The sequence below is a fragment of the Streptomyces sp. SID5464 genome (assembly GCF_009862985.1).
GTDB classification, from domain to species: Bacteria; Actinomycetota; Actinomycetes; order Streptomycetales; family Streptomycetaceae; genus Streptomyces; species Streptomyces chartreusis_D.
In genome coordinates, this window is sequence record NZ_WWIQ01000072.1 from 117,155 (window position 1) to 137,619 (window position 20,465).

At 71.2% G+C, this 20,465-nt stretch carries 18 protein-coding genes; 7 read left to right on the forward strand and 11 right to left on the reverse strand.

The genetic code is table 11. The features are described from left to right. Window positions 1-4: 4 nt before the first annotated feature. The 10 genes from sigJ to GTY47_RS34400 form a co-directional block, all read right to left on the reverse strand. Window positions 5-898, reverse strand: a complete 894-nt coding sequence (gene sigJ / locus GTY47_RS34355; protein ID WP_010040683.1) for an RNA polymerase sigma factor SigJ — start codon at window positions 896-898, stop codon at window positions 5-7. An 11-nt stretch (window positions 899-909) separates the two neighbouring features. Next, the gene (locus tag GTY47_RS34360; protein ID WP_029181232.1) at window positions 910-1,644 is read right to left on the reverse strand and encodes a PIG-L deacetylase family protein; all 735 of its coding nucleotides are present in this window, start codon (window positions 1,642-1,644) and stop codon (window positions 910-912) included. Between the two features lie 50 nt (window positions 1,645-1,694). Further along, window positions 1,695-2,996 (reverse strand): alpha/beta fold hydrolase, encoded by a 1,302-nt coding sequence (locus tag GTY47_RS34365; RefSeq protein WP_010040686.1) that lies wholly within the window; start codon window positions 2,994-2,996, stop codon window positions 1,695-1,697. A 109-nt stretch (window positions 2,997-3,105) separates the two neighbouring features. Then, window positions 3,106-4,131 carry a LacI family DNA-binding transcriptional regulator gene (locus tag GTY47_RS34370; protein ID WP_010040688.1) on the reverse strand — a complete coding sequence of 342 codons (1,026 nt, stop codon included), beginning with the start codon at window positions 4,129-4,131 and terminating at the stop codon, window positions 3,106-3,108. Window positions 4,132-4,218: 87 nt separating this feature from the next. Beyond that, window positions 4,219-5,643, reverse strand: a complete 1,425-nt coding sequence (locus GTY47_RS34375; protein WP_010040691.1) for a BNR repeat-containing protein — start codon at window positions 5,641-5,643, stop codon at window positions 4,219-4,221. Window positions 5,644-5,660: 17 nt separating this feature from the next. Beyond that, a complete protein-coding gene (locus GTY47_RS34380) occupies window positions 5,661-5,981 on the reverse strand; it encodes an L-rhamnose mutarotase (RefSeq protein ID WP_010040693.1) in 321 nt (106 codons plus the stop codon). 17 nt (window positions 5,982-5,998) lie between these two features. Further along, complete coding sequence (rhaS, locus tag GTY47_RS34385; RefSeq protein WP_010040695.1) at window positions 5,999-7,084, reverse strand: rhamnose ABC transporter substrate-binding protein; 1,086 nt, start codon at window positions 7,082-7,084, stop codon at window positions 5,999-6,001. Window positions 7,085-7,113: 29 nt separating this feature from the next. After that, the gene (locus GTY47_RS34390) at window positions 7,114-8,124 is read right to left on the reverse strand and encodes an ABC transporter permease (protein ID WP_010040696.1); all 1,011 of its coding nucleotides are present in this window, start codon (window positions 8,122-8,124) and stop codon (window positions 7,114-7,116) included. Beyond that, entirely contained in the window at window positions 8,117-9,157 is a 1,041-nt protein-coding gene (locus GTY47_RS34395) for an ABC transporter permease (RefSeq protein ID WP_010040698.1), read from the reverse strand. Before GTY47_RS34395 ends, GTY47_RS34390 begins: the two co-directional genes overlap by 8 nt. Then, window positions 9,154-10,671, reverse strand: coding sequence for a sugar ABC transporter ATP-binding protein (locus GTY47_RS34400; RefSeq protein ID WP_010040702.1), 1,518 nt, complete (start codon window positions 10,669-10,671; stop codon window positions 9,154-9,156). Before GTY47_RS34400 ends, GTY47_RS34395 begins: the two co-directional genes overlap by 4 nt. A 262-nt stretch (window positions 10,672-10,933) precedes the next feature. Between GTY47_RS34400 and rhaI the strand changes: the two genes are divergently transcribed. The 6 genes from rhaI to GTY47_RS34430 all read left to right on the forward strand — a co-directional run bounded on the left by rhaI (window position 10,934) and on the right by GTY47_RS34430 (window position 18,656). Further along, window positions 10,934-12,094, forward strand: a complete 1,161-nt coding sequence (gene rhaI / locus GTY47_RS34405; RefSeq protein WP_010040704.1) for an L-rhamnose isomerase — start codon at window positions 10,934-10,936, stop codon at window positions 12,092-12,094. 135 nt (window positions 12,095-12,229) lie between these two features. Further along, complete coding sequence (locus GTY47_RS34410) at window positions 12,230-14,269, forward strand: bifunctional rhamnulose-1-phosphate aldolase/short-chain dehydrogenase (RefSeq protein ID WP_010040707.1); 2,040 nt, start codon at window positions 12,230-12,232, stop codon at window positions 14,267-14,269. Beyond that, entirely contained in the window at window positions 14,266-15,714 is a 1,449-nt protein-coding gene (locus GTY47_RS34415) for a rhamnulokinase family protein (protein WP_029181233.1), read from the forward strand. Before GTY47_RS34410 ends, GTY47_RS34415 begins: the two co-directional genes overlap by 4 nt. Before the next feature lie 70 nt (window positions 15,715-15,784). Continuing rightward, window positions 15,785-16,540, forward strand: coding sequence for a (Fe-S)-binding protein (locus GTY47_RS34420; protein WP_010040711.1), 756 nt, complete (start codon window positions 15,785-15,787; stop codon window positions 16,538-16,540). Then, window positions 16,537-18,015: a LutB/LldF family L-lactate oxidation iron-sulfur protein gene (locus tag GTY47_RS34425; RefSeq protein ID WP_010040713.1), complete on the forward strand. Its 1,479-nt coding sequence runs from the start codon at window positions 16,537-16,539 to the stop codon at window positions 18,013-18,015. Before GTY47_RS34420 ends, GTY47_RS34425 begins: the two co-directional genes overlap by 4 nt. Beyond that, window positions 18,012-18,656, forward strand: coding sequence for a lactate utilization protein C (locus GTY47_RS34430; protein WP_010040714.1), 645 nt, complete (start codon window positions 18,012-18,014; stop codon window positions 18,654-18,656). Before GTY47_RS34425 ends, GTY47_RS34430 begins: the two co-directional genes overlap by 4 nt. A gap of 8 nt (window positions 18,657-18,664) precedes the next feature. Here GTY47_RS34430 and GTY47_RS34435 read toward each other — a convergent pair whose 3' ends face one another. Further along, window positions 18,665-19,459 carry an SDR family oxidoreductase gene (locus GTY47_RS34435; RefSeq protein WP_010040715.1) on the reverse strand — a complete coding sequence of 265 codons (795 nt, stop codon included), beginning with the start codon at window positions 19,457-19,459 and terminating at the stop codon, window positions 18,665-18,667. Between the two features lie 219 nt (window positions 19,460-19,678). Between GTY47_RS34435 and GTY47_RS34440 the strand changes: the two genes are divergently transcribed. After that, the gene (locus GTY47_RS34440) at window positions 19,679-20,464 is read left to right on the forward strand and encodes an ABC transporter ATP-binding protein (RefSeq protein WP_010040716.1); all 786 of its coding nucleotides are present in this window, start codon (window positions 19,679-19,681) and stop codon (window positions 20,462-20,464) included. Window position 20,465 lies beyond the last annotated feature (1 nt).

Sequence of the window (20,465 nt, forward strand, 5' to 3'; positions counted from 1 at the left end):
CAACTCACCGATGATGCGGTGGCGCCCCCAGACGCTCCAGCCGCTCGGGGTCGGCCAGGATGTACATGCCGGTGATCCGGCCGTCGGCGATCGTGACGCCCATGACCGACTGCACGCGTCCCCCGGGCGCGTTGACGACGCCGACCGAGCCGTTGACCAGCACCAGCTCCGCGGACTGCGCGAACCGGGCGAACATGAGCGCCTGCTCCGCCACCGTCTTCGCCCCCTGGACGGCCTTGGACGCGGCCGCGCCGCGCACCAGGGCGCCCGAGTCGGCCCGCAGCACCACATCCGGGTGCAGCAGCGCGAGCAGCGCCTCGAAGTCCCCGGCGCGCGAGGCGGCCAGGAAGGCGTCGAGGACCTCCTTCTGCCGGCCGAGGTCCGGCTCCGCCGCCGGGGTGGCGCCGCGCACCCGGCGCCGGGCGCGGCTCGCCAGCTGCCGGGTCGCGGCCGGGCTGCGCTCCACGATCGGCGCGATGTCGTCGAACGGCACGGCGAACATGTCGTGCAGCACGAACGCGAGCCGCTCGGCGGGCTCCAGGTTCTCCAGGACGACGAGCAGGGCCAGACCCACGGAGTCGGCCTGGAGCACCTCCTCCGCCGGGTCGAGGTGCTCCAGGGGCCGGAGCACGGGGTCCGGGACGAAGGCATCGCCCATCGGTTCCTCGCGGCGTGCGGTGCGCGAGCGCAGCAGGTCCAGGCACACGCGGCCGGTCACGGTGGTGAGCCAGCCGCCGAGGTTGCGGATGTCGTCCGCCTCGGCGCGGCCGAGCCTCAGCCAGGCCTCCTGGACGGCGTCCTCGGCCTCGGCCAGCGAGCCGAGCATGCGGTACGCGACCGCCTTCAAGTGCCCGCGGTGCTCCTCGAACCGGCCGGCCAGTTCCTCGCTGCCTGTCATGGTCTCCCCCGTCATCTGCTGAACAGCTCGAACGCCACCGCCGGCCTGCCCCCGAACCGCTCGCCCGTCGTCTCGGCGTGCCGCGTCAGGAAGCCGCGCACGTACGCCTCCGGGTCCTCGCTGGTCAACACCTCGATATAGGTGCGGTGTTCCAGCAGGGAGCGCACCGCCCGTTCCATCCCGGGCGTCGCGTCGACGGCGTGCGTAGGGGTGCTGGAACCGGCGACGGCGACCCAGCGCACGCCGTCCCACGGCTGAAGCCCCTGCTCGGTGAGCTCCGGGAAGATCCACCGGTTGCCGGCGTCGCCGGTCGCGTCGAGCGTGGCCCGGCCGACCGCCACGTGGTCCGGGGTGTTCCAGGCGACGCCGCCCCAGGTGTCCCGGTGGTTGAGGGTGATGACCAGCTCGGGCCGGTGCCGGCGGATCGCGGCGGCGATGTCGCGGCGCAGGGTGGTGCCGTACTCGATGACACCGTCCTTGTGGTCGAGGAACTCCACGACCGACACGCCGACCACCGCCGCGCTCGCCCGCTGCTCGCGCTCCCGCAGCGGACCGCACCGCTCGGGCTCCAGGGTGTCGATGCCCGCCTCGCCCCGGGTCGCCAGCACATAGGCGACCTCGCGGCCCTCGTCGGTCCAGGCCGCGATCGCCGCCGAGCAGCCGTAATCGAGGTCGTCGGGGTGGGCCACGACCGCGAGGGCACGCCGCCAGTCGCCGGGCATGGGCTGGAGTTGAGTGGTCGTCATGTCGGCAGACTAATCCGCGCCACCGACATCACCGCGTGTCCGGCACGGCATCACGCCTCGTTCCGCGCCAGCGCCAGCAGCCGGTCGAGGACCCGTTGGCCGCCGGTCCGCACGCCGTCGTGCTCGAACTCGTCCGTGATCCAGGTGCGCAGGCCGCGGATGGCGCGGGCGGTGCGCAGGGAGTGGGCCGTGTCGACGTACATGTCGTCGTGGTAGACGGCGGCGACGACCGGTACGTCGTTGGCGGCGAGGCGGGCCGGGTCGTACAGGGGCGTCCAGTCGGTGCGGGCGGCGAGCAGGTCGGCGGTCTCGCGCAGGGGGCGCAGCGCCGGGTCGCAGTCGAACATCCAGGGGTGGATCGACTCGCCGGTGAACAGCAGCGGTTCGTCGCCCGCGAGGGCCTTCGCGGCGTCGAACCGGGGGAACTCGGCGCGGACCCGCTCCGCCGACCAGGCGGTGGGCCGGGCGTCCTGGCCGTAGATCGCCTCGTGGACGAGGGCGTACAGCGGGTGGCGGGCGTAGGACAGCATGCCCTGCGCCTGCTCCTGGAACGCGTCGGAGAGCGTGAAGCCCTGCGGGGTGCGGACGAAGGCGTTCTCCAGGAGGTAGTGCAGGCGGTGGGTGCCGTCGCCGGTGCCGAGGACGATGCCGAGGGACTGGAAGGCCTCGACGGTGAGTCGGTAGCCGTTCGGCAGGACCACGTCGTGCGTCAGGAGGTGGTCGGCGATCCGGCGGGCGCGTTCGGCGTCCTGCGGGTAGCGGGCGTAGTGCGCGGTCACCTTGCGTTCGATGCGCGGGAAGGCGGCCCGGTAGACGTCGTCGGCGTGGGCGTCCAGGGAGGGCAGTCCGCCGGTGATCACGGCGGTGGCCAGGCCCTCGGGCGCGAGGGACAGGTAGGTGGTCAGGCAGAAGCCGCCGAAGCTCTGGCCGAGGACGGTCCAGGGGGCACCGCCGGTGACCTGCGCGCGGATGGCCTCGCAGTCGCGGACGATCGAGTCGGCCCGGAAGTGCGTGAGGTAGTCGGCCTGTGCGGCGGGGCCGCCGCGCAGCGGGAGCGTCTGCCGGTTGGCGGGCGTGCTGTGGCCGGTGCCGCGCTGGTCGAGGAGGAGGACGCGGTACTCCTTCAGCGCGCGGCCGAGCCAGCCGGGCCTGCCGACGGAGCGGTCCGCGCCGAAGCCGGGCCCGCCCTGGAGGTAGAGCAGCCACGGCAGGTCCTGGTGCGCCTTGTCGCTCGCGACGACCTCGCGGGCGTACAGCTCGATCGTCTCGCCCCCGGGGTGGTCGTGGTCGAGCGGGACGGTGAAGCGGCGGTCGGTGAGGACGACTCCGGGCTGACGGTAGCTGAGGGTCAACAGGGCTCCCGGGACGGACGGATTTTCGGACCGCGTCCCAGTTCATCACAGCGGGCGTCCGCGAGTGGCCCCTTCGGATCATGAAATCCTCCTGAACGGCGGTTCAGGCTCAGCGCGCGGACAGACTGGAGCGGCGGACGACCAGTTCCGGCTGGAGGACGACCCGCCGGTGCTCGTGCGGCTGCGCCGCGCCCTCCGCCTCCGTCTCCTCCAGGAGCAGGTCGGCCGCCATGGCGCCCATGGTGACCGCGGGCTGCCGTACCGAGGTGAGCGGGACGGCGGCGGCCGCCGCGAACTCGATGTCGTCGTAGCCGACGATGGCGAGGTCGTCCGGGACGTCGACACCGGCCGCGTACATGGCCTGGAGGACACCGAGCGCCAGCAGGTCGTTGGCGCAGAACACGGCGGTCGGCCGGTCGGCCAGGCCCAGCAGACGGGCGCCGGCATCGCGGCCCGCGGCGACGTCCAGCCGTTCGGTGGGCAGCTCGCGCAGCGCGTCGGGGCCGAGCCCGGCCTCGGAGAGCGCTTCGAGGGCGCCCGTGCGCCGGTCGCGGACCTGGTTGAGGCCGGGCGGGCCGCTGACGTACGCGATGGAGCGGTGCCCGGCGTCGACGAGATGGCGTACGGCCAGGGCACCGCCCGCGACGTCGTCGACGGAGACCGAGCACTCGGTGGTGCCCTCGGCGACCCGGTCGACCAGGACGAACGGGATGCCGTGCCGGCGGAACGCCTCGATGTTGCGGCCGGTGGCGTCGGCCGGGGTGAGCAGTACACCGCGCACCCGCTGCTCGGCGAAGAGCGACAGGTATTCGGCCTCCTCGCCCGGGTTCTGGGCGCTGTTGCAGACCATCACGCCGAGTCCGGCCTGCCGGGCGGCGCGCTCGGCTCCGCGCGCGACGTCGACGAAGAAGGGGTTGCCCATGTCGAGGACGAGCAGCCCCATGATGCGGCTGCGACCCGCGCGCAGCTGGCGTGCGGACTCGCTGCGGACGTAGCCGAGCCGGTCTATCGCGGACAGCACGCGGGCCCGGGTCTCGGTGGCGACCGTGTCCGGGCGGTTGATCACGTTCGACACCGTGCCGACGGAGACTCCGGCGGCGCGGGCGACGTCCTTGATACCCACCGACTGGGCCATCGGGCAGGGACCTCCAGAGGGAGACGAGGGGGCGGCGGCCGGGGCGGCTTCACATTACCGGCACGCCGCCCCGGGGCTCGGGCGCGGTCAGGCAGGGAGCCGGAAGTCGACGACGTGCAGCGCGGAGGGCGTCGTACCGCTGGACTTCTCCTGGTACATGAAGGACAGCACCCCGTCCTGCGCGACGCGCGTCTCGTCGATGACGACCTCGCCGAAGGCGTTGAGGCCGCTGCCGTCGAACAGGATCCTCCAGTCGGTGTGGCCGGAGGCCGCCGAGGCGCCGGCGATCCGCCCGAACGGGAAGATCGCGTAGGCGTTGTCGTACTTGTCCAGGATCAGCTTGGTGCGCTGGCTGGAGTTCAGCGGGACCGGGATCTCGGTCTTCTGCCAGGAGCCCGAGGCGTTCTTGCGGACGTGGAAGGCGCGTCCGTTGGCGGTGCGGTCGGCCACGTAGTTCGTGGTGCACTGGCCGAAGCGGCCGGGGACGTAGGAGATGATCGCGTGCGGCCGGCCCGCGGAGTCGGTGAACTGGCTCTCCTGGTTCATCAGGGAGTGGTCCGGGTTGAGCGGGTCGACGACCAGGCCGGCGTCGTTCACGGACACCTTGTCGGAGCCGCCGGTGACGCCGACGACGGTGCCCGCGTTGTTGCGCCAGGTACGGCCGCGGTCGTCGGAGTAGACGTAGCCGGTGTCGTGGTTGGTGATGCCGCCGCTGGAGCACATCACGGCGCCGTTCTGCTCACGCCAGGTGAAGAAGGAGTGCAGCCGCCCGTTCCGGTCGTAGTCGATGCCGTGCAGGTACATGTTGCGGGCGGTCGAGGAGCCGTGCTCGCTGGTGTACGTGCCCGTCGAGCTGGACCACTCGCCGAGGTTGGTCCACTTCGTGCCGTCGTACTCGGCGAGCGCGTTGCGGCCGTTGCCGGAGACGGCGACGCGGTAGCTCAGCTGGAGCTTGCCGTCGGGTGTGGAGATGAACTGCGGGTAAGTGAACTGCGAGGTCAGCGTCAGGCCGTCCAGGGTGGACTGGGGTGCGCCGAAGCGGCTCGCCGTCCAGCTCAGTCCGCCCGGGTCGTCCATGAGCCCGGCGACCGACTTGACGTAGGTGAAGCCGTCGCTGTGGGAGTCCATGTTAAGGTGCAGCCGGCCGTCGACCTTGGAGACACCCATGGAGATGACGTTGTGGGAGTCGTCGTACCGCAGCGTGTGCCCGACCTTGACGGTGGACCAGGTGCTCGCGCCGAGGGCGCGGCGGCCGACGACGGCGTTGCGGTCGGCGGTGTACCAGACGGCGTACTGGTAGCCCTTGTAGGTCAGCAGGCCGTTCTTCTGGAACGAGTTGTTGTTGACCAGCCCGTCGTAGGACACGAAGAAGATGGCCTGGTTGTCGAGGGTGGTGGTGCCGGTCCGGGTGACCGAGGGGCCGGGGTCGGCGGCCCGCGCGGTGCCGGAGGCGACAGCGGGCGTCACCACGGCTCCGGCCAGGGCGGCGGCCAGCAACGTGCGTCTGCGCATCTCATGAACTCCATCGTTCAGGCGAGGTGGAACACTTCCGTGAGCGGTTTCATGGCCTCGTCGGGCCGGGCGCCGTCCAGCGACTCGAAGAACGGCGCCATCTCCGCCTGCCAGCGGGCGTTGACGTCGGTGGCTTCCATGCCGGCCTGGGCGGCCGCGAAGTCCTCGGTCTCCAGGTAGCCGACGAGCAGTCCGTCCTCGCGCAGGAAGAGCGAGTAGTTGTGCCAGCCGGTGTCCGAGAGTGCCTGGAGCATCTCGGGCCACACGGCGGCGTGCCGCTCGCGGTACTCGTCGAGGCGGTCCTCCCGGACCTTCAGCAGGAAGCACACGCGCTGCATCAACGATCCTCCAGGGACTAGAAGTTGAACTGGTCGATGTTCTTGGCGTCGAACACGGTCGGCTTGCCGAGGCTGATCACGCCGTCCTTGCCGATGGTGTACTCGCCCATGGAGCCGGCCTTGAAGGTCTCGCCCTCCTTGCCGGTGATCTGCCCCGAGGACAGGGCGACGGCGGTACGGGCGGCCAGTTCGCCGAGCTTCGCCGGGTCCCACAGCTCGAACGCCTCGACGGTGCCGTTCTTGACGTACTTGCGCATGTCGTTCGGGGTGCCGAGGCCGGTCAGCTTGACCTTGCCCTTGTACTTGGAGCCCGACAGGTACTGGGCGGCGGCCTTGATGCCGACGGTGGTCGGGGAGATGATCCCCTTCAGGTTCGGGTACTCCTGGAGCAGGCCCTGGGTCTGCTGGAAGGACTGCTGGGCGTCGTCGTTGCCGTACGCGGTCTTCACCAGCTTCATGTTCTTGTACTCGGGCTTCTTCAGCTCGTCCTTCATGAAGTCGATCCAGGTGTTCTGGTTCGTCGCGGTCTGCGCGGCGGACAGGATCGCGATCTCGCCCTTGTAGCCGATCTGCTTGGCGAGCAGCTGCACCTCGGTACGGCCCAGGTCCTCGGCGGAGGCCTGCGAGACGAAGGCGTTGCGGCAGTCGGGCGTGGTGTCGGAGTCGTACGTGACGACCTTGATGCCGTTCTTCATGGCCTGCTTGAGGGCGGTGCACAGGGCGCCCGGGTCCTGCGCGGACACGGCCATCGCGTCCACCTGCTGCTGGGTGAGCGTGTTGACGTAACTGACCTGCCCGGAGGTGTCGGTCGCGCTGGACGGCCCGACCTCCTTGTACTTGGAGCCCAGTTCGGCCAGGGCCTTCTCGCCGCCCTTGTCGGCGGTGGTGAAGTACGGGTTGTTGACCTGCTTGGGCAGGAACCCGACGGTCAGCCCCTTCTTCAGCTCGGCATTGGGGTCGGCCTTGCCGGCGGTGGCGGCGGAACCGCCTTCGTTCGCGACGTCCTTCTTGGTGGTGCCCCCGCCACAGGCGGTGAGCGCGAGAGCGAGAGAGGTGGCAGTGGCGAGCACCGCGCAGCTGCGGCGGAGGGTTGTCTTGCGCATGGCTGTCGTCCTTTACGAGGAAGGGCTGGTCATGGGGTGGGAGTCGAGGCGGCTCTGCGGCCCGCCCTCGCTGTGGAGATCTGCCGTACGACCCGGGGGCCGAGCACGGAGAGAACGAGCAGGACGCCGGTGACGACGATCTGCGACTGCGCCGAGACGTCCTGGAGGCTCATCACGTTCTGCAACGCCCCCAGCAGGAACACCCCGGCGATCGCGCCGCCCAGCGTGCCCTTGCCACCGTCGAAGTCGATACCGCCGAGCAACACGGCCGCCACGACGGAGAGTTCCAGACCCGTGGCGTTGTCGTAGCGGGCGCTGGCGTAGTGCAGCGCCCAGAAGATCCCGGTCAGAGAGGCCATCAAGCCGGTCAGCGTGAAAAGGACCAGCTTCTGCCGTTTGACCCGGATGCCGGCGAACCGCGCGGCCTCCTCACTCGCCCCGATCGCGAACAGCGACCGCCCGAACGGCGTGGCGTGCAGCGCGACCACAGCGATGGCGAGCAGGACGAGGAACGGCAGGAAGGCGTACGGGACGAACGTGTCGCCGATGCGCCCGGCCGCGAAGTCCAGGTACTGGGAGGGGAAGTCGGTCACCGCGTCCGAGCCGAGCACGATTTGCGCGATACCTCGGTACGCGGCGAGCGTGCCGATGGTGACGGCGAGGGACGGCAGCCCCAGCCTGGTCACCAGCAGGCCGTTGACCAGCCCGCAGACGACGCCCAGCAGCAGGCAGATCGGGATGATCGTCTCGATGGCCATGCCCTGGTTCCACAGGGCGCCCATCACGGCACCGGACAGACCCGCCGTCGAGGCCACCGACAGGTCGATCTCGCCGGACACCACCAACAGCGTCATCGGCAGGGCGATCAGCGCGATCGGCAGCGTGTTGCCGATCAGGAACGACAGGTTGAGCGCGTTGCTGAACCCGTCGACGAAGCCGAAGGAGAACAGCAGCAGCACGATCAGCAGGGCGCCGACGGCGGAATCCCACCTCTTCAAGGCGGACCAGCGGACCGCTCGGCTCAGGGAGATGTCAGCCATGGCGGGCGTTCCTCTTCTTCAGGGCGGAGGCCACGCGCAGCGCGACGATCCGGTCGACCGCGATGGCGAGGATGAGCAGGATGCCGTTGATGGCGAGCACCCACACGGAGCTGACGCCGAGGGCGGGCAGCACACTGTTGATCGACGTCAGCAGCAGCGCGCCGAGGGCCGCCCCGTAGACGCTGCCGGAGCCGCCGGTGAAGACGACGCCGCCGACCACGACCGCGCTGACGACGGTCAGTTCGTAGCCGTTGCCGGTGCCGGAGTCGACGTTGCCGAACCGGGCGAGGTACATCGCGCCGGCGAGTCCGGCGAGGGCGCCGCAGAAGGTGTACGCGGCGAGGATCCGCTCGCGCACGGGGATGCCGGCGAGGCGGGCGGCCTCGGGGTTGGAGCCCAGCGCGTAGAGCTCGCGGCCGCTGGCGAAGTGCTTGAGGTAGTAGGCCGTCGCCACCAACACCGCCAGCGCGATCAGCGCCAGGTACGGCACCGCCGAGATGCCACCGGAGCCGAAGTCGACGAAACCACCGGGCAGGTCGGCCGCGGTGATCTGCCGGGAGCCGACCCAGATGGAGTCGATGCCGCGGATGATGTAGAGCGTGCCGAGGGTGACGACGAGCGCGGGCACCTGGCCGAGGCTGACGAGCAGTCCGTTGAGCAGTCCGAAGCCGATGCCGAGCAGCACGGCCAGGGCGATCGCCACGACCGCGTTGCCGCCGCCCTGGAGATAGGTGCCGGCGGCGAACGCGCTGATGCCGAGCGTGGATCCGACGGACAGGTCGACGTTGCGGGTGATGACGACGAGGGACTGGCCGGTGGCGACCAGCACGAGGATCGTCGCGTTCAGCAGCAGGTCCTTGATGCCCTGTTCGGAGAGGAACTCGCTGTTGCCGGCCTGGGTGACGGCGATCATCACCAGGAAGACGATCAGGATGGCGAGTTCGCGCATCTTGAAGACGCGGTCGACGAGGCGGGTGCCGCTCGACTTGGGCACGTCGGCCACGGGGGCCTCTTGTGGGGTGACGACCGTCATGCGGCGGCCCTCCCGGTGGCTGCGGCCATCACGGTTTCCTCGGTGGCGTCGGAGCGTGGGATCTCGGCGGTGAGGCGGCCCTCGTGCATGACCAGCACGCGGTCGGCCATGCCGAGGATCTCGGGCAGGTCGGAGGAGATCATCAGGACGGCCACGCCGTCGGCGGCCAGCTGGGACAGCAGCCGGTGCACCTCGGCCTTGGTGCCGACGTCGATGCCGCGGGTCGGCTCGTCGACGATCAGCACCTTGGGGGCGGTGGCCAGCCACTTGGCGAGCACGACCTTCTGCTGGTTGCCGCCGGACAGGGTGTTGACGGTGTCGGCGATCCGGGCGTACTTGACCTGGAGCTTGACGGCCCAGTCGAGGGAGCGGCTGCGCTCGGCGCCGCGGTCCATGAGCCCGGCCTTCACGGTCGTGCGCAGCCCGGTGAGCCCGATGTTCCGCTCGATCGACATGTCCATCACCAGACCCTGGGCGCGCCGGTCCTCGGGGACCAGGGCGAGTCCGGCGGCCATCGCGGTGGACGGGGCGCCGTTGACCAGGGCCTTGCCGTCGACGGAGACCTCGCCGGCGTCCCAGCGGTCGATGCCGAACACGGCCCGGGCGACCTCCGTGCGCCCGGCGCCGACGAGCCCGGCGAGGCCGACGATCTCGCCGTGCCGCACCTCGAAGGAGACGTCGGTGAACACACCCTCGCGGGTCAGCCGGCGCACGCTCAGGGCGACGCCGCCCGGCTGCACGTCCTGCTTGGGGTAGAGCTCGTCGAGGTCGCGGCCGACCATGCGGCGCACGAGGTCGTCCTCGGTCATGCCGTCCAGCGGCTCGCTGCCGACCCAGCCGCCGTCGCGCAGGGTGGTGACCCGCTGGCAGATCTCGAAGATCTCCTCCAGCCGGTGGGAGATGAACAGCACGGCGGCGCCCTGTTCGCGCAGGGTGCGTACGACGCCGAAGAGGCGGGCGACCTCGCTGCCGGTGAGCGCGGCGGTCGGCTCGTCCATGATCAGGACACGGGCGTCGAAGGAGAGGGCCTTGGCGATCTCGACGATCTGCTGGTCGGCGATGGAAAGTCCGCGGGCGGGCCGGTCGGGGTCGAGTTCGACTCCGAGGCGCTCCATGAGGGCGGCGGTCGCGTTGTGCGTGGCCTTGTGGTCGATCCGGCCGAGGGCGCGCCGGGGCTGGCGGCCCATGTAGATGTTCTCGGCGATCGACAGGTCGGGGAAGAGCGTGGGCTCCTGGTAGATCACGGCGATGCCGGCGTCGCGGGCGTCGCCGGGACCGTGGAAGGCGACGGGCGCACCGTCGAGCAGCACCTGGCCGGCGTCCGGCCGGTGCACCCCGGCGAGCGTCTTGATGAGGGTGGACTTGCCGGCACCGTTCTCACCGGCGAGGGCGTGCACCTCCCCGGGGAACAGCTCCAGGGAGACGTCCCGCAGTGCGCGGACCGCGCCGAAGGACTTGGAGACGTCCCTCAGTGCCAGAACCGGGGCCGGACCCGTGGTGGACGGGTGGGTCATGGGGGCTCCTCGACGACGCCGGCGGGACGGCCCTCTCGGCGTCGTGAAAGGTTTCAACTGGGTTGCCGGGACGTTAGGCGGGTCGTGCATGTCACGTCAATGGGTTCCGGTCGAAAAAGTTTCGAGGACAGAAGGTCACGCCCTGGTCACGGGAAACCGCGTAGGTCGAAGGGGTTGACACCCCTTCGGGGGGCCCATAACTTCGCGTCCTGAATCGTTTCATTCGGTGGTCGTTACGACCCGATGCCTCAGGAGCCCTGACGTGACCGAGCTCGCCGCGGTGAAGGCCGCTCTCAAGACCCAGGCAGTCGAGACGCCGTCGTGGGCGTACGGGAACTCGGGCACGCGCTTCAAGGTGTTCGCGCAAGCGGGTGTGCCGCGCGATCCGTACGAGAAGCTGGACGACGCGGCGAAGGTGCACGAGTTCACGGGGGCCGCCCCGACCGTCGCCCTGCACATCCCGTGGGACAAGGCCGACGACTACGCGGCGCTGGCGAAGCATGCCGAGGAGCGTGGTGTGAAGCTCGGCGCGATCAACTCGAACACGTTCCAGGACGACGACTACAAGCTCGGCAGCATCTGCCACCCGGACGCGGCGGTGCGGCGGAAGGCCCTGGACCATCTGCTGGAATGCGTCGACATCATGGACGCGACCGGTTCGACGGACCTGAAGCTGTGGTTCGCCGACGGGACGAACTATCCCGGGCAGGACGACATCCGGGCCCGGCAGGACCGGCTCGCCGAGGGGCTCGCGGAGGTCTACGAGCGGCTCGGTGAGGGGCAGCGGATGCTGCTGGAGTACAAGTTCTTCGAGCCGGCGTTCTACACGACCGACGTGCCGGACTGGGGCACCGCGTACGCCCACTGCCTGAAGCTCGGGCCGAAGGCTCAGGTCGTCGTCGACACCGGGCATCACGCACCGGGTACCAACATCGAGTTCATCGTGGCGACGCTGCTGCGGGAGGGGAAGCTCGGAGGGTTCGACTTCAACTCGCGGTTCTACGCGGACGACGACCTGATGGTCGGGGCCGCGGATCCGTTCCAGCTGTTCCGGATCATGTACGAGGTGATCCGGGGCGGGGGGTTCTCGCCCGAGGTCGCGTTCATGCTCGACCAGTGCCACAACATCGAGGCGAAGATCCCGGCGATCATCCGCTCGGTGATGAATGTGCAGGAGGCGACGGCGAAGGCGCTCCTCGTCGACCGGGAGGCCCTGGGTGAGGCGCAGAAGTCGGGTGACGTGCTGGAGGCCAATGCCGTGCTGATGGACGCGTACAACACCGATGTCCGGCCTCTGCTGGCCGAGGTGCGGGAGGAAATGGGTCTCGACCCGGACCCGATCGCCGCGTATCGCCGTTCCGGGTGGGCGGAGAAGATCGCCGAGGAGCGCGTGGGCGGACAGCAGGCCGGCTGGGGGGCGTGAGCGTCTGCCGGGTTCTGCACGATTCGGACTGCGGGCCGTATGTGGTTGATCGCGCCCACGCGGCGGAGCCGCAAATCAATACAGCCCCGCGCCCCTGAAGGCACCTCACCCACTCTCTTCTGAAAAGGAACTGTCATGGCAACCCATCCCGAAGCCGCCGCTCTCCTGGCCCGTTCCCACCGGCTCGGCTCCGATCCCCGTAACACCAACTACGCGGGAGGCAATGCCTCCGCGAAGGGCACCGAGACCGATCCCGTCACCGGCGGTGACGTCGAGCTGATGTGGGTCAAGGGGTCCGGCGGTGACCTCGGGACTCTCACCGAGGCCGGGCTGGCCGTGCTCCGGCTGGACCGGATGCGGGCGCTCGTCGACGTCTACCCGGGCGTGGAGCACGAGGACGAGATGGTCGCCGCGTTCGACTACTGCCTGCACGGGAAGGGCGGGGCGGCGCCGTCCATCGACACCGCCATGCACGGGCTCGTCGAGGCCGCCCACGTCGATCACCTCCACCCGGACTCCGGTATCGCGCTCGCCTGCGCCGCCGACGGGGAGAAGCTGACCGCCGAGTGTTTCGGGGACAGTGTCGTGTGGGTGCCGTGGCGGCGGCCCGGATTCCAGCTGGGGCTGGACATCGCGGCAGTGAAGGAGGCCAACCCGCAGGCCATCGGGTGCATTCTCGGCGGGCACGGGATCACCGCCTGGGGGGACACGTCCGAGGAGTGCGAGCGGAACTCGCTGCACATCATCCGGACCGCGGAGCAGTTCCTCGCCGAGCGTGGCAAGGACGAGCCCTTCGGGTCGGTGCTCGAGGGGTACGCCGCGCTGAGTGCCGGGGAGCGCCGGGAGCGGGCCGCCGCGCTCGCGCCGTACGTCCGTGCCCTCGCCTCCCGGGACCGGCCGCAGGTCGGGCACTTCAACGACTCCGAGGTGGTCCTCGACTTCCTCGCGAGCGCCGAGCATCCGCGGCTGGCGGCGCTCGGCACCTCCTGCCCTGACCACTTCCTGCGGACCAAGGTCCGGCCGCTGGTCCTCGACCTGCCGCCGACCGCTCCGCTCGACGAGGCCGTCGCCCGGCTGAAGGAGCTGCACGCGGAGTACCGCGCGGAGTACGCCGCCTACTACGAGCGGCACGCCCTGCCCGACTCCCCCGCCATGCGCGGCGCCGATCCGGCGATCGTGCTGGTGCCCGGGGTCGGCATGTTCTCGTTCGGCAAGGACAAGCAGACCGCCCGGGTGGCCGGCGAGTTCTACGTCAACGCCATCAACGTGATGCGCGGCGCGGAGGCTGTGTCCACGTACGCGCCGATCGAGGAGTCCGAGAAGTTCCGCATCGAATACTGGGCCCTTGAGGAGGCCAAGCTTCAGCGGATGCCGAAGCCCAAGGCGCTCGCGACGCGGGTGGCGCTGGTGACCGGTGCCGGCAGCGGGATCGGGAAGGCCATCGCGCACCGGCTCGTGGCCGAGGGGGCGTGCGTCGTCGTCGCGGACCTCAACGGCGGCAACGCCCAGGCCGTCGCCGACGAGCTGGGCGGGCCGGACAAGGCCGTCGCCGTGACCGTGGACGTCACGTCCGAGGAGCAGATCGCCGACGCCTTCAAGGCGGCCGTGCTGGCCTTCGGCGGCGTCGACCTCGTCGTCAACAACGCCGGTATCTCGATCTCCAAGCCGCTGCTGGAGACCTCGGCCAAGGACTGGGACCTGCAGCACGACATCATGGCGCGCGGGTCCTTCCTCGTGTCGCGGGAAGCGGCGCGGGTCATGATCGCGCAGGAGCTGGGCGGCGACATCGTCTACATCGCCTCGAAGAACGCCGTGTTCGCCGGGCCCAACAACATCGCCTACTCGGCCACCAAGGCCGACCAGGCCCACCAGGTGCGGCTGCTCGCCGCCGAGCTGGGCGAGCACGGCATCCGCGTCAACGGCGTCAACCCCGACGGTGTCGTGCGCGGCTCCGGGATCTTCGCCGGCGGGTGGGGGGCCCAGCGGGCCGCCGTGTACGGGGTCGAGGAGGAGAAGCTCGGCGAGTTCTACGCCCAGCGGACCATCCTCAAGCGTGAGGTGCTCCCCGAGCATGTCGCGAACGCGGTCTTCGCCCTCACGGGCGGCGACCTGACCCACACCACCGGGCTGCACATCCCGGTCGACGCCGGCGTCGCGGCCGCCTTCCTGCGGTGAGCGGGGCCGTGAAGTCGTACGCCGCGGTCGACCTCGGCGCGTCCAGCGGGCGCGTCATGGTCGGCCGCGTCGGCCCCGACAGCCTGGAGCTGACCGAGGCGCACCGCTTCCCGAACCGGCCCGTGCGGCTGCCCGAGGGGCTGCGCTGGGACGTCCTGGGCCTGTACGCGGGGGTGCTGGACGGACTGAAGGCGGCCGGGCAGGTCGACTCGGTCGGCATCGACAGCTGGGCCGTGGACTACGGGCTGCTCGACGCGGACGGGGCGCTCCTCGGCAATCCCGTGCACTACCGGGACTCCCGGACGGCAGGGGTCGCGGAGAAGGTGTGGGCGACCGTCCCGGCGGAGGAGCTGTACGCGGCGACCGGGTTGCAGTACGCGCCCTTCAACACCCTGTACCAGCTGACGGCGGCCCGCTCCTCGGCCCAGCTGTCCTTCGCCCGGCGGCTGCTGCTCATCCCCGACCTCCTGACGTACTGGCTCACCGGCGAGCAGGGCACCGAGGTCACCAACGCCTCGACGACCCAGCTGATCGACCCCCGGACGCGCGACTGGTCGTACGACATCGCCTCGCGGTTGGGTGTCGACCTGGGGCTGTTCGCGCCGCTGCGGCAGCCCGGTGATCCGGCGGGTGTGCTGCGGGACGCGGTGCTGGAGGAGACCGGGCTGACCGGCCCCGTGCCCGTGACGGCGGTCGGGTCGCACGACACCGCGTCGGCCGTGGCCGCCGTACCCGCCGGGCGGGAGCGGTTCGCGTACATCTGCACCGGCACCTGGTCCCTGGCCGGTCTGGAGCTGGACGCGCCGGTGCTGACCGAGGAGAGCCGGGCGGCCAACTTCACCAACGAGCTGGGGCTGGACGGCACGGTCCGGTACCTGCGCAACATCATGGGGCTGTGGCTGCTCCAGGAGTGCGTGCGGGCCTGGGGCGACCCGGACCTGGGCGCACTGCTGCTGGAGGCCTCCAGGGTGGAGGCGTTGCGGTCGGTCGTGGACGCGGGTGACGCGGCGTTCCTCGCGCCGGGGCGGATGCCGGAGCGGATCGCCGAGGCGTGCCGGGCCTCGGGGCAGCCCGTGCCCGAGTCGCGGGCCGAGGTGACGCGCTGCATCCTCGACTCCCTCGCCCTCGCCCACCGCAAGGCCGTCCAGGACGCGCAGCGGCTCGCCGGGCATCCGGTCGACGTGGTGCACGTGGTGGGCGGCGGTACGCGCAACGCGCTGCTGTGCCAGCTGACCGCCGACGCCTGCGGGCTGCCGGTGGTCGCGGGGCCGACCGAGGCGGCCGCCCTGGGGAACGTGCTCGTGCAGGCGCGGGCCCACGGACTGGCCGGTGACCTGGCGGGGATGCGGCGGCTGCTCGTCCGTACCCAGCCGCTCACGCGGTACGAGCCGCGCGGCGGGACCGAGCGCTGGCGCGCCGCGCAGGACCGGCTCGCCGGGGGCTGACGGGGTCTCCCCACGCTCTCGTCCCCGGACTACGCTGCACTCATCCGATGATCAACCACAAGGAGCCGCGATGCGTGTCGCCCTGTTCCTGACCTGCGTCAACGACACGCTGTATCCGGACACCGGGCGCGCCGTGGTGAAACTGCTGACCAGACTGGGCGTCGACGTCGACTTCCCGATGGCGCAGACCTGCTGCGGCCAGGCGCACTACAACACCGGATACCGGCACGAGGCCGAACCGCTCGCCCGGCACTTCTCCGATGTCTTCGGCGCGTACGAGGCGATCGTGACGCCGTCCGGGTCGTGCGGGGCGATGGTGCGGGAGCTGTATCCGCGGATGGGCGAGCGGGCCCGGGCCGAGGGGCGTGGGGACACCCTCGCGGCCACGCTGGCCCCGGTGGTGCCGAAGACGTACGAGCTCACGGAGTTCCTCGTGGACGTGCTGGGCGTGACGGACGTCGGGGCGTACTACCCGCACAAGGTGACGTACCACCCGACCTGTCACGGGCTGCGCGGGCTGGGCCTCGGCGACCGGCCGAGGCGGTTGCTCCAGGCCGTGAAGGGGCTGGAGCTGGCCGAGCTGCCGGGGGCCGACGAGTGCTGCGGGTTCGGCGGCACCTTCGCCCTGAAGAACGCCGACGTCTCGGCGGCGATGGGCGCCGACAAGGTGCGCAACGCCGAGTCGACGGGCGCCGAGGTGCTGTGCGCGGCCGACAACTCCTGTCTGATGCACATCGGCGGGACGATGACCCGGCTGCGCACCGGGATGCGGCCGGTGCACATCGCGGAGATCCTGGCGAGCACGGAGGAGGAACCGGCCGTATGAGCGGGACGTTCGTCGGGATGCCGGCGTTTCCACAGGCCGCGCGGGAGGCCGTGGGCAACGAGACCCTGCGCGGCAATCTGCGGCACGCCACGCACACCATCCGCGCCAAGCGGGCCAAGGCCGTGACCGAGGTGTCCGACTGGGCCGAGCTGCGTGAGGCGGGCAAGCGGATCAAGGACCACACGCTGCGTCATCTCGACCGCTACCTCGAGCAGTTGGAGGAGTCGGTGACGGCGGCCGGCGGCATCGTGCACTGGGCCGCCGACGCGGCCGAGGCCAACGAGATCGTCACCCAGCTCGTCAAGATGACCGGCGAGTCGGAGGTCGTCAAGGTCAAGTCGATGGCGACGCAGGAGATCGGGCTCAACGAGGCGCTGGAGGCCGAGGGCATCCGCGCCTACGAGACGGATCTCGCCGAGCTGATCGTGCAGTTGGGCAAGGACCGGCCCTCGCACATCCTCGTCCCGGCCATCCACCGCAACCGGGGCGAGATCCGGGACATCTTCTCCCGTGAGATGAGCGAGTGGGGCCGCCCGGCCCCCGAGGGCCTCACCGACACGCCCGCCGAACTCGCCGAGGCGGCCCGGCTGCACCTGCGGGAGAAGTTCCTGCGCGCCAAGGTCGGCATCTCCGGGGCCAACTTCATGGTCGCCGAGACGGGCACGCTGGTGGTCGTGGAGTCCGAGGGCAACGGCCGGATGTGCCTGACACTGCCCGAGACGCTGATCTCGGTCGTCGGCATCGAGAAGATCGTGCCGACGTGGCGGGACCTGGAGGTGTTCCTCCAGACCCTCCCCCGCTCGTCGACGGCGGAGCGCATGAACCCGTACACGTCGACGTGGACCGGCACCACGGACGAGGACGGGCCGGGCACCTTCCATCTGGTGCTGCTGGACAACGGCCGCACCGACACCCTCGCCGACGAGGTCGGCCGGCAGGCGCTGCGCTGCATCCGCTGCTCGGCGTGTCTCAACGTGTGCCCGGTGTACGAGCGGGCCGGCGGCCACGCCTACGGCTCGGTGTACCCGGGCCCGATCGGCGCGATCCTCAGCCCCCAACTGCGGGGCACGGCCAGCGAGATCGACGCCTCGCTGCCGTACGCGTCCTCGCTGTGCGGGGCGTGTTACGAGGTGTGCCCGGTCGCCATCGACATCCCGGAGGTGCTGGTGCATCTGCGGGAACGGGTGGTGGAGGGCGGGGAGGTCACCCGGGAGGGCAACAAGGTGGTGCTGCGGCCGGCGAAGGGGCATGCCGCCGAGCGGGCGGCGATGCGCGCGGCCCGCTGGGCGTTCACGCACCCGGGCGCGCTGCGCACCGGACAGCGTGCCGCCTCCCGGACCCGGCGCTTCCATCCCCGTACGCTGCCGGGGCCCGGCCGGGCCTGGAGCGGGACCCGGGATCTGCCGCCGGTGCCGGCCGAGCCGTTCCGGGACTGGTGGCAGCGGACGCGCGGCGGGAAGGACGGTGCCAGGTGAACAGCAGGGAGCGGATTCTCGGGCGGGTGCGGCGCGCGCTGGCGGACGTACCGCGGGACGACAAGCCGTACGACCAGGCGGTGGCGCGGGACTATGCGCGTGAGCACGGGGACCGGAGTGTCGAGGAGACCGTCGAACTGCTCGCCGAGAACCTGGCGGACTACCGGGCGATCGTGCACCGTACGGACGCCGAGGGGCTGGCGGGGCTGATCGCGGGGCTGCTGGAGAAGCGCGGGGCGGCGTCGGTGCTCGTCCCGCCCGGGCTGGACGAGGGGTGGCTGGCGGCGACCGGTGTGACGCGGGTGGCGGACCGGGTGGAGAGCACGCCGCAGGAACTCGACCGGGTGGACAGTGTGGTGACGGCCTGTGCGGTCGCGATCGCGGAGACCGGGACGATCGTGCTGGACGGCTCGCCCGACCAGGGGCGGCGCCGGATCACCCTCGTCCCGGACCACCACATCTGTGTCGTGCGCGTGCCCGGCCAGGTCGTGTCGTCCGTGCCGCAGGGTCTGGAACGCCTCGACCCGGCGCAGCCGTTGACCTGGATCTCCGGGCCGTCGGCGACCAGCGACATCGAGCTGGACCGGGTCGAGGGGGTGCACGGGCCGCGCACGCTGGAGGTGGTGCTGGTGAGCGACTGAGAGCCGGCTCAGGGGAGGATCGAGTCGACGTAGCCGCCGTCGACGCGCAGGGCGCCGCCGGTCGTCGCCGAGGCCTGGTCGGAGCTGAGGTAGACGACCATGTTGGCGATCTCCTCCGGCTCGATCAGCCGCTGGAGCAGGGACTGCGGCCGGTGCTGTCGCATGAAGGCGCGCTGGGCCTCGTCCCAGGGCAGGTCACGGTCGACGAGCTGGTGGACGAAGTCCTCGACGCCGCCGGTGCGGGTCGGCCCCGCGATGACGGAGTTCACCGTGACACCGGTGCCGGCCGCCTGCTTGGCGAAGCCCCGGCTCACCGCGAGCAGGGCGGTCTTCGACATGCCGTAGTGGATCATCTCGGCGGGGATGACGACGGCCGAGTCGCTGGCGATGTACTGGACGCGCCCCCAGCCGCGTTCGGTCATGCCGGGCAGGACGAGACGGGTGAGGCGCACGGCGGCCAGGACGTTCACCTCGAAGTAGCGCCGCCACTCGTCGTCGCTGATCTCCAGCGGGTCCGCGGACTCGAAGACGCCGAGGTTGTTGACGAGGACGTCCACCCGGCCCAGGGCGTCCAGCGCCTGCCGGGCGCCCTCGTCGGTGGTCACGTCGGCGGCCACGGGCACCAGGCCGGCGCCGTGGACCTCGCCCTGCATCCGGTCCACGGCCTCCTGCACCCGCCGGGGCGAGCGGCCGTTGACACCCACCCGGGCGCCCGCCCGGGCCAGCCCCGCGGCGATCGCGGCGCCGATGCCCTGCGTGGAGCCGGTCACCAGAGCGGTGCGGCCCTTCAGATCGATCTGCATGCCGTGTCCCCTTCCCTGCCGGAGCGACCGGGTACCCGCGGCCAGGGCCGGGAGCACCCCTCCCCCAGTCATGACGAGCCGCACTCCTGGTGCGGTCCCGAGTCGCGGGGTGTCGCTGAGTACACCCCGCGATACGGGTTCTGCGGCCAGTGTGGGTGAGCCGCCTTCTCCGTAGCGTCGTGGGCGAGGCACAGGGCGTGCCGGACGAGGGGGACGACGATGTTGCGCACCGGACCACGACAGGACCAGGACCCGGGACCCGCCGCCGAGGCGCTGCGGCTGGTCAAGGTCACCAAGACGTACGGGAGCGCCGACAGTGCCGTGACCGCCCTGGACGGTGTGACGCTCGGTCTGGGGCGGGGCACGTTCACGGCGGTGATGGGGCCGTCCGGTTCCGGCAAGTCCACGCTGCTGCAGTGCGCGGCTGGTCTCGACCGGCCCGACAGCGGGATCGTGCGGGTCGACGGCACCGAACTGACGGGCGGCGGCGAGGCCGAACTGACGAAGTTCCGGCGCGGCCGGATCGGGTTCGTGTTCCAGCAGTACAACCTGCTGGAGACGCTGACCGTCGCGCAGAACACGGTGCTGCCGCTGAAACTGGCGGGGCGGCGTGTGGACCGGCAACGGGTCCGGGAGGTGCTGGCGGCCGTGGGCCTCGGCGACCGGCTCGGACACCGGCCCGACCAGCTCTCGGGTGGTCAGCGCCAGCGGGTCGCCATCGCCCGGGCGCTCGTGACCGAACCGCGGGTGATCTTCGCGGACGAGCCGACGGGCGCGCTGGACACGCGCAGTGCGCGGGACGTGCTGCGGCTGCTCCGGGAGGCGGTGCGGGTGCACGGCCGGACGGTGGTGATGGTGACGCACGACCCGGTCGCCGCCTCCTACGCCGACAGTGTGCTGTTCCTCGCGGACGGCCGGCTGGCGGGCCGGATGGACGGCCCGATGGCGGACGCGGTCGCCGAGCGGCTGGCGCACCTGGGCGACGACGTGCCGGCGGGGGTGTGAG

What these genes read in the sequence shown, in the direction of transcription:
- sigJ (WP_010040683.1), bottom strand. Translation starts at nt 898, where the DNA reads ATGACAGGCAGCGAGGAACTGGCCGGCCGGTTCGAGGAGCACCGCGGG.
- GTY47_RS34360 (WP_029181232.1), bottom strand. Translation starts at nt 1,644, where the DNA reads ATGACGACCACTCAACTCCAGCCCATGCCCGGCGACTGGCGGCGTGCC.
- GTY47_RS34370 (WP_010040688.1), bottom strand. Translation starts at nt 4,131, where the DNA reads ATGGCCCAGTCGGTGGGTATCAAGGACGTCGCCCGCGCCGCCGGAGTC.
- GTY47_RS34375 (WP_010040691.1), bottom strand. Translation starts at nt 5,643, where the DNA reads ATGCGCAGACGCACGTTGCTGGCCGCCGCCCTGGCCGGAGCCGTGGTG.
- GTY47_RS34380 (WP_010040693.1), bottom strand. Translation starts at nt 5,981, where the DNA reads ATGCAGCGCGTGTGCTTCCTGCTGAAGGTCCGGGAGGACCGCCTCGAC.
- rhaS (WP_010040695.1), bottom strand. Translation starts at nt 7,084, where the DNA reads ATGCGCAAGACAACCCTCCGCCGCAGCTGCGCGGTGCTCGCCACTGCC.
- GTY47_RS34390 (WP_010040696.1), bottom strand. Translation starts at nt 8,124, where the DNA reads ATGGCTGACATCTCCCTGAGCCGAGCGGTCCGCTGGTCCGCCTTGAAG.
- GTY47_RS34395 (WP_010040698.1), bottom strand. Translation starts at nt 9,157, where the DNA reads ATGACGGTCGTCACCCCACAAGAGGCCCCCGTGGCCGACGTGCCCAAG.
- GTY47_RS34400 (WP_010040702.1), bottom strand. Translation starts at nt 10,671, where the DNA reads ATGACCCACCCGTCCACCACGGGTCCGGCCCCGGTTCTGGCACTGAGG.
- GTY47_RS34410 (WP_010040707.1), top strand. Translation starts at nt 12,230, where the DNA reads ATGGCAACCCATCCCGAAGCCGCCGCTCTCCTGGCCCGTTCCCACCGG.
- GTY47_RS34420 (WP_010040711.1), top strand. Translation starts at nt 15,785, where the DNA reads ATGCGTGTCGCCCTGTTCCTGACCTGCGTCAACGACACGCTGTATCCG.
- GTY47_RS34425 (WP_010040713.1), top strand. Translation starts at nt 16,537, where the DNA reads ATGAGCGGGACGTTCGTCGGGATGCCGGCGTTTCCACAGGCCGCGCGG.
- GTY47_RS34435 (WP_010040715.1), bottom strand. Translation starts at nt 19,459, where the DNA reads ATGCAGATCGATCTGAAGGGCCGCACCGCTCTGGTGACCGGCTCCACG.
- GTY47_RS34440 (WP_010040716.1), top strand. Translation starts at nt 19,679, where the DNA reads ATGTTGCGCACCGGACCACGACAGGACCAGGACCCGGGACCCGCCGCC.